This is a genomic window from Serratia sp. MF1(2023) (assembly GCF_030954545.1).
In the GTDB taxonomy this organism is placed as follows: Bacteria; Pseudomonadota; Gammaproteobacteria; order Enterobacterales; family Enterobacteriaceae; genus Serratia; species Serratia sarumanii.
In genome coordinates, this window is the sequence record NZ_JAVHUX010000039.1 from 135,355 (window position 1) to 149,199 (window position 13,845).

General features: G+C 62.5%; 8 protein-coding genes. 6 read left to right on the plus strand and 2 right to left on the minus strand.

Annotation, left to right across the window (positions count from 1 at the left end; genetic code table 11):
* Positions 1-112: 112 nt before the first annotated feature.
* The 6 genes from argF to REA38_RS19200 all read left to right on the plus strand — a co-directional run bounded on the left by argF (position 113) and on the right by REA38_RS19200 (position 8,343).
* On the plus strand, positions 113-1,132 hold the full coding sequence (argF, locus tag REA38_RS19175) for an ornithine carbamoyltransferase (protein WP_041037657.1): 1,020 nt from the start codon (positions 113-115) through the stop codon (positions 1,130-1,132).
* Positions 1,133-1,327: 195 nt separating this feature from the next.
* Positions 1,328-2,896, plus strand: a complete 1,569-nt coding sequence (locus REA38_RS19180; RefSeq protein WP_193168881.1) for an ABC transporter substrate-binding protein — start codon at positions 1,328-1,330, stop codon at positions 2,894-2,896.
* Between the two features lie 298 nt (positions 2,897-3,194).
* Positions 3,195-4,130, plus strand: a complete 936-nt coding sequence (pyrB, locus tag REA38_RS19185) for an aspartate carbamoyltransferase (protein WP_308886452.1) — start codon at positions 3,195-3,197, stop codon at positions 4,128-4,130.
* A 12-nt stretch (positions 4,131-4,142) separates the two neighbouring features.
* The gene (pyrI, locus tag REA38_RS19190; RefSeq protein WP_033636863.1) at positions 4,143-4,607 is read left to right on the plus strand and encodes an aspartate carbamoyltransferase regulatory subunit; all 465 of its coding nucleotides are present in this window, start codon (positions 4,143-4,145) and stop codon (positions 4,605-4,607) included.
* 157 nt (positions 4,608-4,764) lie between these two features.
* A complete protein-coding gene (gene ridA / locus REA38_RS19195; protein WP_033636862.1) occupies positions 4,765-5,151 on the plus strand; it encodes a 2-iminobutanoate/2-iminopropanoate deaminase in 387 nt (128 codons plus the stop codon).
* Between the two features lie 204 nt (positions 5,152-5,355).
* Positions 5,356-8,343, plus strand: coding sequence for an amino acid adenylation domain-containing protein (locus REA38_RS19200; RefSeq protein WP_308886453.1), 2,988 nt, complete (start codon positions 5,356-5,358; stop codon positions 8,341-8,343).
* 36 nt (positions 8,344-8,379) lie between these two features.
* Here the strand turns inward: REA38_RS19200 and REA38_RS19205 are convergent, their stop codons facing one another.
* Complete coding sequence (locus REA38_RS19205) at positions 8,380-10,770, minus strand: beta-N-acetylhexosaminidase (protein WP_103829863.1); 2,391 nt, start codon at positions 10,768-10,770, stop codon at positions 8,380-8,382.
* A 211-nt stretch (positions 10,771-10,981) separates the two neighbouring features.
* On the minus strand, positions 10,982-13,690 hold the full coding sequence (gene mgtA / locus REA38_RS19210; RefSeq protein ID WP_049195766.1) for a magnesium-translocating P-type ATPase: 2,709 nt from the start codon (positions 13,688-13,690) through the stop codon (positions 10,982-10,984).
* Between the last annotated feature and the right edge of the window lie 155 nt (positions 13,691-13,845).

Below are 13,845 nucleotides of genomic sequence, written 5' to 3' on the forward strand. Positions count from 1 at the left end.
GCCGACATTGCTTCCACGATAAACGTGAAAGATTTCCTCGCCGGGGTTGAAATTGAATATTCATACATATAAAGTGAATTTTAATTCAATTAAGTAATCAGGGAATCGGACTATGAGCACCGGCAATGCGTTCTACCAACGTCACTTTCTGAGGTTAATGGATTTCACCCCCGCCGAGCTGCAGGCGCTGCTGAAACTGGCGGCCGATCTGAAGCAGGCCAAGAAGCAGGGGCAGGAACAGCGCCGGCTGCAGGGCAAAAACATTGCGCTCATCTTCGAAAAAGACTCGACCCGCACGCGATGCTCTTTCGAAGTTGCCGCATTCGATCAGGGCGCGCAGGTCACTTACCTCGGCCCGAGCGGCAGCCAGATCGGCCATAAGGAGTCGATGAAAGACACCGCCCGGGTGCTGGGCCGCCTGTACGACGGTATTCAGTATCGCGGCTACGGCCAGGCGCTAGTGGAAACCCTGGCGCAGCACGCCGGCGTGCCGGTATGGAACGGCCTGACCGACGAGTTCCACCCCACCCAGCTGCTGGCGGATCTGCTCACCGTGCAGGAGCACCTGCCGGGCAAGGCGCTGAGTGAAGTGAAGCTGGCGTACGTCGGCGACGCGCGCAACAACATGGGCAACACGCTGCTAGAAGCCGCCGCGCTGGCGGGCATGGATCTGCGGCTGGTGGCGCCTAAGGCCTGCTGGCCGCAGCCGGAGCTGGTGGCCGAGTGCCAGGCGCTGGCGCAGCAAACCGGCGCGAAACTCACCCTGACCGAAGACATCGCCGAAGGGGTGCAAGACGCCGACTTCCTCTACACCGACGTGTGGGTGTCGATGGGCGAACCAAAAGAGACCTGGCGGGAGCGTATCGCGCTGCTGCGGCCGTATCAGGTCAACATGGCAATGCTGAAGCTGACCGGCAACCCGAACGTGAAGTTCCTGCACTGCCTGCCAGCGTTCCACGACGATCAAACCACGCTCGGCAAGCAGATGGCGCAGCAGTACGATCTGCACGGCGGCATGGAAGTGACCGACGAAGTGTTCGAGTCGGCGCACAGCGTGGTGTTCGATCAGGCGGAAAACCGGCTGCACACCATCAAGGCGGTGCTGGTCGCCACGCTGAGCGAAACCCTCTGACCGCCCTCCCCTCCGCCCTGGCGCCCCCGGCCAGGGCGGCTAATATATTCCAGGAATATCAAATAGCGGATTGACCTTTGCTCACCGCCGGCAAAGGCTCTACCGTGACAGGCCGACGGCGCCCGCGCCGTAAAAACCAACGATAACAAACCGTTCTCAGCGTCGCCTGGCGGCGCCTTCAGGGGATACACACCGATGAAAGCCAAACTCTTGCCGCTGTTCCTGCTCGCCGCCTTGCCCGCCGCCGCGTTAGCCGCCACGCCGCCGAATACGCTGGTGGTGGTGCAATCGCTGGATGACATCGTCAGCCTCGATCCGGCGGAAGCCAACGAACTCTCCAGCATCCAGACGGTGCCCAGCCTGTATCAGCGGCTGGTGCAGGCGGATCGCGAAGATCCGGCCAAGGTGGCGCCGGTGCTGGCGGAAAGCTGGCAGAGCGATGCGGCGGCCAAAACGCTGACGGTGAAACTGCGGCCGCAGGCGGCGTTCGCCTCCGGCAACCCGCTGACCGCCGACGACGTGATCTTTTCCTACAGCCGCGCGGTCAAGATGAACAAGTCGCCGGCGTTCATCCTCAACGTGCTCGGCTGGCAGCCGGACAACATCGACGCGCAGCTGAAGAAGATCGACGAACATACCGTGCAGCTGCGCTGGACGGCGGACGTCAGCCCGGCGGTGGCGCTGAATATTCTTTCGACGCCGATCGCCTCGATCGTCGACAGCAAGGCGGCGCTCGCCAATGTTAAAGACGGCGACTTCGGCAACGCGTGGCTGAGAATGCACTCCGCCGGCAGCGGCCCGTTCAAGATGCGCGTCTATCAGCCGCATCAGGCGATCGTGCTGGACGCTAACCCCACCACGCCGGGCGACAAGCCGCAGCTGAAAAACATCATCATTAAAAACGTGCCGGATCCGGCCACCCGCCGCCTGCTGATCCAGCAGGGCGACGCCGATATCGCTCGCGAACTGGGCGCCGATCAGACCGACACGCTGAAAAACCAGCCGGGCGTCAAGGTGCTGGAGATCCCGTCCGCCGAACAAAACTACCTGGTGTTCAACGCCGGCAACGGCGCCAATCCGCTGCTGAACAACCCGGCCTTCTGGGAAGCGGCGCGCTATCTGGTGGATTATCAGGGCATCACGAAGGATCTGCTGAAGGGCCAATACTTCGTGCACCAGAGCTTCCTGCCGGTCGGGCTGCCGGGCGCGCTGGAGACCAATCCGTTCAACTACGATCCGGCCAAGGCGAAAGCCATCCTGGCCAAGGCGGGCATCACCCACGCCGCCTTTACGCTGGACGTGGAGAACAAGCCGCCGTTCATCACCATCGCGCAGGCGCTGCAGGGCAGCTTCGCCGCCGCCGGCGTGAAAGTAGAGCTGCTGCCGGCGGCGGGCAGCCAGGTTTACTCCCGCGTGCGCGCCAGGCAGCATCAGGCGGCGATCCGCCTGTGGATCCCGGATTACTTCGACGCCCACTCCAACGCCAGCGCCTTCGCCTACAACGACGGCAAAAGCAGCACGGTGGCCGGGCTGAACGGCTGGCAGATCCCGCAGTTGAACCAGCAGACGCTGGCGGCGCTGGCCGAAGCCGATCCGGCCAAGCGCCGCGCGCTGTACACCGCCATGCAGCAGGAACTGCAGCGCAGTTCGCCTTACGTGTTTATCGATCAGGCCAAAACCGAAGTGGTGCTGCGCGACAACGTCAAAGGCTACCAGCAGGGGCTGAACGCCGACATGGTCTACTACGATCGCGTCAGCAAATAGCCGGCGGGCGGCCATCGCCGGCCAATCGATTGCGGGGCGGAAAAAAACGGCGTTTTAACGCTTGCAGTGGCGAAAAGCGCGAGTATAATGCGCCACAATTTGCCAGGAGAAAGCATGAAAAACGACGTTTGTTTTGTTAGCCGCAATCGACAAAACCGACTGCCTATCGGCGGCCAGCTGCCGTTGTTTCTCCTGTTGCTAAACCGATCGTTTCAAGCCCCTCATTGAGGGGCTTTTTTTTGCCTTGAGAATATCGAAAAGTCCCGCGCCACGGGCACGCGTCGAGGAGGAGTGAAAAATGGCCAACCCGCTGTATCACAAACACATCATCTCTATTAACGATCTCAGCCGCGAGGATCTGGAGCTGGTGCTGCGCACCGCCGCCGGTCTGAAAGCCAATCCGCAGCCGGAACTGTTGAAACACAAGGTGATCGCCAGCTGCTTCTTCGAAGCCTCGACCCGTACCCGCCTGTCGTTCGAGACCTCGATGCACCGCCTCGGCGCCTCGGTAGTCGGTTTCGCCGACGGCAGCAACACTTCGCTCGGCAAGAAAGGCGAAACCCTGGCCGACACTATCTCGGTGATCAGCACCTACGTGGACGCCATCGTGATGCGCCATCCGCAGGAAGGCGCGGCGCGCATGGCCGCTGAATTCTCCGGCAATGTGCCGGTGCTCAACGCCGGCGACGGCGCCAACCAGCACCCGACCCAGACCCTGCTGGATCTGTTCACCATCCAGGAAACCCAGGGCCGCCTGAGCAACCTCAGCATCGCCATGGTCGGCGACCTGAAGTACGGCCGCACCGTACACTCGCTCACCCAGGCGCTGGCCAAGTTCGAAGGCAACCGCTTCTACTTCATCGCCCCTGACGCGCTGGCGATGCCGACCTACATCCTGAAAATGCTGGAAGAGAAAGGCATCGAGTACAGCCTGCACAGCAGCATTGAAGAAGTGGTGCCGGAGCTGGATATTCTCTACATGACCCGGGTACAGAAAGAGCGCCTCGATCCTTCCGAGTACGCCAACGTGAAAGCGCAGTTCGTCCTGCGCGCTGCGGATCTGGCCGGCGCGCGCGCCAACCTCAAGGTGCTGCACCCGCTGCCGCGCATCGACGAGATCGCCACCGACGTGGATAAAACGCCGTATGCCTACTACTTCCAGCAGGCGGGCAACGGCATCTTCGCCCGCCAGGCGCTGCTGGCGCTGGTGCTCGACGCAGATTTGGCTCTTTAAGGGGGAACCGCCATGACTCACGACAACAAACTGCAGGTCGAAGCGATCAAATGCGGCACGGTGATCGACCACATTCCGGCGCAGATCGGTTTCAAACTGCTGACGCTGTTCAAGCTGACCGCCACCGACCAGCGCATCACCATCGGCCTGAACCTGCCCTCCAACGCGCTGGGCCGCAAGGATCTGATCAAGATCGAGAACACCTTCCTGACCGAGCAGCAGGCCAACCAGCTGGCGATGTACGCGCCGAAGGCCACGGTAAACCGCATCGATAACTACGAAGTGGTGCGCAAGCTGACCCTCAGCCTGCCGGATCACATCGACGGCGTGCTGACCTGCCCGAACAGTAACTGCATCAGCCGCAGCGAGCCGGTGGCGTCGAGCTTCAGCGTGAAGCCGCGCGACGGCGAAGTGCACCTGAAGTGCCGCTACTGCGAGAAAGAGTTCGAGCATCAGGTGGTGTTGCAGGCCGACTGAATTCTGCCCTTTTAGCGGGAGCGGCGCTGTTAATCTGCGCGTCACTCCCTATAATGGGTGCCTGAAAATAACTCTACCCACGTTGCTACCCACCGAATTTCAAGCTGCGGCCGACCGCGCGGCGGCGTGAAAGACAACGGGTCTATCAGGAGAAAACATGTCACGTAATATCAGCACTGAACTCGCCCCGGCAGCCATTGGTCCTTACGTGCAGGGCGTTGATCTGGGCAGCATGATCATCACTTCCGGCCAGATCCCGGTCGATCCGAAAACCGGCGCCGTCGCCGACGACGTGGCCGCTCAGGCACGCCAGTCGCTGGAAAACGTCAAAGCGATCGTCGAAGCCGCCGGCCTGATCGTTGCCGACATCGTGAAAACCACCGTGTTCGTGAAAGATCTGAACGACTTCGCCACCGTTAACGCCGCGTACGAAACCTTCTTCACCGAGCACAGCGCGCCGTTCCCGGCCCGCTCCTGCGTGGAAGTGGCGCGTCTGCCGAAAGACGTGAAGATCGAAATCGAAGCCATCGCCGTGCGTCGTTAATCGACACGCACGCGAATGACGGTCAGCTTCGGCTGGCCGTTTTTATTGGTAAGAATTTTATTAATCCAATTAATTTATAGCGATAGCGTAATACCGCTCACATTTACAATCCCACAATAAAAACACGCCTATAATTATTTCTCACCCGGCCGGGTCATTGCTGTTTCATTTCGTTCACTCCGTGAATAATGACAGGAGATAACCATGGCACCTAGCGTATTGGATTATTTTATCCAACAAGCTTCCCGTTATCCGGAAAAAACCGCCGTCGTCGGCGATAATAAACATCTGACCTACCGTCAATTGGATGAAGCCAGCAGCGCACTGTGCACGCGCCTGAAACAGGAAGGGGTTCGGCCCGGCGATGCCGTGCCGCTGGTCGCGCAGCGCACGGTGGAATTGCCGATTGTCATGATGGCGATCGCCAAGGCCGGAGCCTGCTATATTCCCATTGACGCCCGCTATCCCGAACGGCGCATTCGCAATATTATCGAACAAAGTGGCTCGCCGATAATCCTCTTCAGCAACCATGATGCCCGTGTAAATATCGACAACCTCTCGCGCAAAGTCCTTTCCATTGATAATATTTCCCTGACTAAAGTTTCCATAACTGTATTTTCCCCTCCGCCCTCCGATGCGCTTGCCTATATTATTTTCACCTCCGGCACCACCGGCGCGCCCAAAGGCGTCATGATCGAACACCGTTCGCTGTTAAACCTGCTCCTCTGGCATAACCAACGTTTCGCGATGGATGAACACAGCCGTTCCACGCTGATTGCCGGCGTCGGTTTTGACGTGGCGCAATGGGAAATCTGGGCACCGCTGATCTGCGGCGGCACCCTGTATCTGCCGCACGAGGAGACCCGCCTGCAGCCGGACGCATTGCTGGCCTTCTTCGCCCGGCATCGCCTCACCCACGCCTTTGTCCCTACGGTATTGGTGCCGGAGGTCATCGGCGCGCCGCAGCCCGCCGGGCTGGCGCTGAAATACCTGTTCACCGCCGGTGAAAAGCTGAATCCGCTCGAGCTGCGCGGCATCGGCTATGCAGTGGTGGATTACTACGGCCCGACGGAGGCCACCATCTTTGCCACCTGCAACCGCGTGCGCTGCGCGACGCAAAACCCGCCGTCCACGATTGGCCGGCCCATCGCCGATACGCAGGTATTCATCCTCGACGAGCGCCTGCGGCCGGTAACCGACGGCGAATCTGGCGAGCTCTGCATCAGCGGCCTCTGCCTGGCGCGCGGCTACCTGAACGCCCCGCAGCTGACCGCCGAGCGTTTTGTCACTTCGCCGCACGTCGGCGGCCAGCGTTTGTACCGCAGCGGCGATCGGGCGCGCCGCTTGCCTGACGGCCGCATTCAGTACCTGGGGCGCCTCGACGCCCAGGTCAAAATCCGCGGCAATCGCGTGGAACTCGGTGAAATCGGCAGCCTGATGACGCAGGTCTCCGGCGTAAAAACCGCCATCGCCCTCGTCAATCAAACGGACAATCCGAGCGACAAGCGGATCCTGGCGTTTTTGACCGGTGAAGATCCCGGCGGCGATCTCATTGCACGGGTTAAACGGCAGCTTCAGGATCAGCTGCCCGCCTACTCTCTGCCCGCCGAGTACCGGCATCTGGATCGGTTGCCGATCAACGCCAACGGTAAAATCGACCAGGCGGCGCTGTTGGCCCTGGCGCCCGAGGCTCAGCCGGCCCCTGCTGAACCGCTCGACGGCCACCAGCGGATCGTCGCCGATCTGTGGCGCAGGCTGCTGAAAATCGATCATATCCGCGCCGACGATGATTTCTTCGCGCTGGGCGGGCATTCGCTGCTGGCGGCAAACCTGGCAAACCAACTGGGTAAAGCGTTCGCGGTCAAAACCTATGTGCGTGATATCTATGCATACCCGAACCTGACGACGCTGGCGCAGGCGATGGCGCAACGCCAGGGACAAGAACAAACGCCTGAACCTCAAGACGGCGAGCCGGCACGCGCCTTGCAGGATGACGTGTATTTGCCGTCGGATCTCGTCGTCGATCCGACGTTCGATGCGCGGCAAATCAGCGCGCCGCGCGCCATTTTGCTGACCGGCGCCACCGGCTTCGTCGGCGCGCACCTGTTGGCCGATCTGCTGCACACCACCGACGCCGAGCTGTACTGTCTGGTGCGCGACGGCACCAAACTGCCGCCGAGACAGCGGCTGGAGGCGGTGCTGCAGCACTACCGGATCGCGTTGAGCGCCGGGCAGCGCGCACGCCTCCATATCCTGCCCGGCGACGTGGCGGAACACCATTTCTCGCTGGCGCCGGCGGCTTACTGGGTGTTAAGTCAGGATATCGATCTGATTTACCATTCGGCCAGCGCGGTGAATTTTATCCAGCCTTACGCCTACATGAAGCGCGACAACGTACAGGGCCTGCGGGAAATCATTCGTTTCGCGGCGCATAGCCGCACCAAGCCGCTGATGCTGCTGTCGACCATCTCCGTGTACAGCTGGGGGCATCTGCACACCGGTAAGCGGGTGATGCGGGAAAGCGACGATATCGATCAAAACCTGCCGGCGGTCAGCCGCGATATCGGCTACGTGCGCAGCAAATGGGTGATGGAGAAGATCGCCGATCTGGCGGCGAAGCAAGGCCTGCCGCTGATGACCTTCCGCCTGGGCTACGCCACCTGCCACAGCCGCACCGGCGTCAACGCCGATTACCAATGGTGGGGGCGGCTGGTGAGAACCTGCATCAGCAGCGGCACGGTGCCGGATTTACGGGATCTGCGCGAGGGGTTGACCACGGTGGATTACATGACCCGAGCCATCGCCCACGTCTCTCGCAACCCGCAGGCGCTGGGGCAGAAATTCAACCTGATCCATCAAGGTGACAATAATCTGACGCTGCGTGAGTTTTTCAGCCTGCTGGAGCGCGAGTTCGGTTATCGCTTTCATCCTCTGCCCTTCGCACAGTGGCGGGCCCAATGGGAAAACGACAGCGACGCGCCGCTGTACCCGCTGCTCAGCCTGTTCAAGGATCCTATGGTGGACGAGCTATCGACGGTGGAGCTCTATCAAGACACCTATCGGTGGGACTGCCGCAACCTGCAACGCTTCCTGCAGGGCAGCGGCATCGATGAGCCGCGCTTCACCCGCCAGCTGCTGCTGAATTACCTGCAGCACGCCATCGGGTATGCGCCGCTGTCGCTTCGGGCGTAACGAGACCGGGGCTCAGCTGGCCGAGCCCCGTCACCCTCACTCCGTTTTAAGCCCCCGCAGCAGCGCCTCCAGCGGGTACACCGCCGCAATCACCACCTCGTCGCGCGTCTGCGCCGCCGCATCCAGCTGGCGCTGCGCTTGTTCGGCCTCGGCCCGGCTCAGCGGTTTGCCCTGCTGATGGCGATCCAGCAGCGTTAAGCCCAGCGTGGCCAAAGCATCGACGTCCTGCGCCACCGGGGCCAGCTCCCGCAGCGTGCGGTTGCCCGCGATCGCCGTCTGCAGCGCCGCGCCGTTCGCCTGCCAGCGCTGCAGCCGTTCGCGCAGCGCCTGCGCCGCCGCCTTATCGCGCTTATCCTTCAACAAGGCTGCGACCTGTGCCTGCATGTCGCGCACCGCGCCGCTCTCCGGCGGCAGCGCATCGGCAAAGCGGTTCAGCGGTTCGAACTGGTGATAGTTGCCGGCCTGGAACTTCAGGTGCTGGCGGGTGTAATACTGCGCCGGCTCCACCGCCTCGGCCAGGATCTGCAGCGGCACGATCTGCACGCTGTTGCTCAGCCGGGTGAATTCGCGCGCCGTTTCCACGTGCTGCTGCAGGCCGACCGACACCACCGACCAGGCGTCGATCGCCGCCAGCCGCCGGTACATGTTGTTTTCGTCGGTGACGTCCTGCGCCGACCACAACCGCTCCGCCACCGCGAAGGCGCGCGGCCACAGCTTGAGATCGAGAAGCGGCGCGCGCACGTTTTCCGCCCACAGCGCCGCTTCACCGCCGAGAATGTTGGCCTGCCCTTTCTCGTCCGGCACCACCGGCATCTTGCCCGCCGGCACCGCCGCCAGCTTGTCGCCGCGGGTGGGGTAACGCACGTTGCCGACCAACGTATAGCCGCTGAGCTTGTCCTGCTGCAGCGTGAACACCGGCCGCGTGTCACCCATCCAGGTATCGACGCGGAACGTCACCTGCTGCGGCGTGCGCCAGACAATGTCGTGCACCGCGCGGCGCGATTTGCCGTTGAAATCGATAAAGCCGCGCCAGCCCTGCTTGCCCTCGATCAGCGTGAAGCTGCCCTCCACCGCGCTGCCCTTCAGGCGCGGCATGCTGAAGCCCCAGCTTTGCGCCTGCTCGCCAGGTTGCACCGCCGTCTCGACCCCCAGCGGCTGCGGCAGAATTTCATTGCGGTAGTGATAGGCGGTGCTTTGCGGCTGATCGAGGTAGAAACCGGTGGAGAGGATGCCCTGATAGCCGTCCTGCGCGCTGGCGCCCAGCGAGTCTTGCCCCTGCCAGGACTGAATGACGATCGAGCGCGGCAGCGACGGATGATAGATCTCGTCCCAGCCGACCATCTGCCGCTGGTGCTTCTCGAGGATCTTTTCCAGCTTCTGGTTGAAGTAGGCCTGCAGCGCATGGGTATCCGCCAGCCCGTTCTTCTGCATAAACGCCTGAATCGACTGCGACGCCCGCCACTGGCTGGCGTCCACCTCATCGCCGCCGATGTGCAGATAAGGATCGGGGAAGATCGCCGCCAGTTCGCCGACGATCGTGTCGACAAACTGATACACCTTGTCGCGGGTCGGATCGAGCGTCGGCTTATGCACGCCCCACTCGCGCTCCATCCGATACGGCCCCGGCGCGCTCATCAGGTCGGGATAGGCCACCGCAATGCTGGAGGCGTGCCCCGGCATGTCGATCTCCGGCACCACGCGAATGCCGCGCGCCGTGGCGTAAGCCACCACCTGCCGCATCTGCTCGCGGGTGTAGAACTGGCCGTCGCTGGCCTGCTGTTGCAGCTTGGGATAATGCTCGGAGGCAAAGCGCCAGCCCTGATCGTCGGTCAGGTGCCAGTGGAACACGTTAAGCTTGGCCGCCGCCATGCCGTCGAGCTGGCGCATAATGTCCGGCAGCGGCAGGAAATGACGCGCCGAATCCAACAAAACGCCGCGCCACGGAAAGCGCGGCACGTCGCGGATATCCACCAGCGGCAGGAAGGTATTTTGCCCGTCGGTCTGCAGCAGCTGCAGTAGGGTCTCCATGCCGCGCAGCGCGCCGAAACGCGTGTTGGCGGTCAGCGTGGCGCCCTGCGGCGTGACCGCCAGCCGGTAACTCTCATCGCTGCCCGGCAGCGGCTGCGCCGCCACCCGGTCCTTGATCACCACCTTGATCGCCGCGCCGTTCGCTTCTTCCATCGGCGCCAGCGTCCAGCCGGTCTGCAGTTCGATGCGTTGCCGCCAGCGCGGCAGCGCGTCGCCCAGATCGTCGCCCTGTAGCGTCAGAGACAAGCGGTGATCCAGCACCAGCTTGCCCGCCGGTTGCGTTACTTCCACCTGCTGCGGCCAGGGCATCAGCGGCAGATCGCCGGCCGGCTGCGCCAGCGCGCCGCAAGAAAACCATAACGATGAAGCCAGTAGCGTATAACGGAAAGGTCTGTGCATCGGAAATTCCTCAGAGGAAAAAAACAAAATATCCCCAATGAATTTCAAACCACCGCTAGGCGATAAACAACAACGCGGTGGCTTGAAAGGCGCAGGGGAAAACAGCCAACGCTGTAGATAAAGACTCAGCCCAGAACAGATGTCCAACCGTTGCGGTGAAAAAGCGGACGGGATCACAGTTGCCCCCTCCCGGCCGGAGGGGGCGAGCGGGTTATTGCCAGCCGTAGCGGCGCACGAACCAGCCTTTCACGCACTGGGTCAGCACCATGTAACCGGCGAGGATCAGCACCAGCCACGGGAAGTAACCGAGCGGCAGCGCCTGCAGCTGCAGGAAGCCGGCCAGCGGCGAGAACACCAGGCCGATGCCGGTGGCGATCACCGCCAGCGTCATGATGCACAGCGGCCAGGACGGGCGGCTCTGGATAAACGGAATTTTGCGCGTGCGGATCATGTGCACGATCAGCGTTTGTGACAGCAGCCCTTCCACGAACCAGCCGGACTGGAACAGCGTCTGCATTTCCGGCGTATTGGCCCTGAATACCCACCACATCAGGCTGAAGGTCAGCACGTCGAAGATCGAGCTGATCGGCCCGAAGAACACCATAAACCGCCCCAGATCGGCGGAGTTCCAGCGCTGCGGCTGGGTGATCTGATCGTCGTCGACGTTATCGAACGGGATGGCGATCTGCGAGATGTCGTACATCAGGTTCTGAATCAGCAGGTGCAGCGGCAGCATCGGCAGAAACGGCAGGAAGGCGCTGGCGATCAGCACGCTGAACACGTTACCGAAGTTGGAGCTGGCGGTCATCTTGATGTATTTCAGCATGTTGGCGAAGGTACGGCGCCCTTCGATCACCCCCTGCTCCAGCACCATCAGGCTTTTTTCCAGCAGGATGATGTCCGCCGCCTCCTTGGCGATGTCCACCGCCGAATCGACGGAGATGCCGATATCGGCCGCGCGCAGCGCCGGCGCGTCGTTGATGCCGTCGCCCATAAAGCCCACCACGTGCCCCTGGCGGCGCAGCAGTTTCACGATGCGCTCTTTGTGCAGCGGCGTCAGCTTGGCGAACACCGTGGTGCGCGCCGCCGCCTGCGCCAGCTGCTCGTCGTCCATCTGTTCGATCTCGCTGCCGCGCAGCAGGCGATCGGCCTCCAGCCCGACGTCCCGGCACACTTTGGCGGCCACCAGCTCGTTGTCGCCGGTGAGGATCTTCACCGTGACGCCGTTCTGTTTCAGCGCCGCCAGCGCCGGTGCGGTGCTCTCCTTCGGCGGATCGAGGAAGGCGACGTAGCCCTCGAGGATCAGATCCGACTCATCCGCCACGCCGTATTCATGGGTTTGCGCCGGCAGGATCTTGTTGGCCACCGCCACCACCCGCAGCCCCTGCTGGTTGAGATCGTCGGTGATGCGGCGAATGCGCGCCAACAGCGCCTCGCTCAGTGGGATCACCTCGTCTTCGTGGCGCACGTGGCTGCAAATCGCCAGCATCTCTTCCAGCGCGCCCTTGCACACCAGCTCGTGATACTCATTGTCCTTGGCCACCACCACCGACATGCGGCGGCGCACGAAATCGAACGGGATCTCATCCACCTTGCGGTAGTTTTGCAACGCCGCCGGCTGCCGATTCTGCTCCGCGCAGCTCAGCACCGCCACGTCGAGCAGGTTTTTCAGCCCGGTCTGGTAGAAGCTGTTCAGCCAGGCGTAGCGCAGCACCCGCTCGCTGCCGGCGCCGAACGCATCGGTGTGGCGCTCCAGCACGATCTTGTCCTGGGTCAGGGTGCCGGTCTTGTCGGTGCACAGAATGTCCATGGCGCCGAAGTTCTGGATGGCGTCCAGGCGTTTGACGATCACCTTCTGGCGCGACAGCTTCACCGCCCCTTTGGCCAGCGTCGAGGTGACGATCATCGGCAGCATTTCCGGCGTCAGCCCGACCGCCACCGACAGCGCGAACAGCGCCGCTTCCCACCAGTCGCCCTTGGTGTAGCCGTTGATCAGCAGCACGATCGGCGTCATCACCAGCATAAAGCGGATCAGCAGCCAGCTGACCTTGCTGATGCCGCTCTGGAAGGCGTTCGGCTGCTGCTCCTGGCTGGTGACGCGCTGCGCCAGCTGGCCGAAATAGGTGTTGCCGCCGGTGCCGATCACCATCGCCAGCGCGGTGCCGCTGACCACGTTGGTGCCCATGAAGCACAGGTTCTGGCAGTCGAGCGGATCGGCCGCCAGCGCCTGCGGCGCCGCGGATTTTTCCACCGGCAGCGATTCGCCGGTCAGCGCCGCCTGGCTGATGAACAGATCCTTGGCCGACAACAGGCGCAGATCCGCCGGGATCATGTCGCCGGCCGCCAGCTTGACGATATCGCCCGGCACCAATTGCGCGATCGGCAGCTCCACGTGTTCGCTCTTGCCGGTGAGCGCATCGCTGCGGATCACCGTGGCGGTGTTGCTCACCATCGCTTTCAGCGCATCGGCCGCCCGGTTGGAGCGCGCCTCCTGGATGAAGTTCAGCAGCGTGGAGATCAGTACCATCAGCGCGATCACCAGCGCGCCGGTGAGATCCTCGGTGGCGTACGAGATCATGCCGAGCGCGGTCAGCAGCAGGTTGAACGGGTTGCGATAGCAGTGCCAGAGGTGTTGCCACCAGGCCTCTTTCTGCTGATCGTCGATGACGTTCTCGCCGCAGCGCCGGCGTACCTGCTCCGCCTCATGGGCGGTGATGCCTTCCGGGTGGCTGTGGAAACGCTCAAACAGCTGCATCGTCTCTGCGGCGGCGCATTCCAGCCGCTGTTGCGCCAGTCCGGCCGGCATATCGTGCGCAGCGCCGCCGACGCCGTCCAGCAGGCTGTCGCGGCGCACCAAACGGCGCGGAAGGCCGCGGGCGAACAGGCCCAGCAGCTGACGGGGGAGTTTTTTCAGTTTCATGGTTCGCACCTCGTCGCCCGGTGCCTCACGGCAGCGGGTAAACGGGGATCGTCATCGGCCGGGCGGATGGCGGGTGCGCCAAAAAGCCTCTGCCAACGCAGATCCTTATTCTTTTTTCAGCAGCAGGAGCGAACGACGAAGCGCGCGCCACCGGT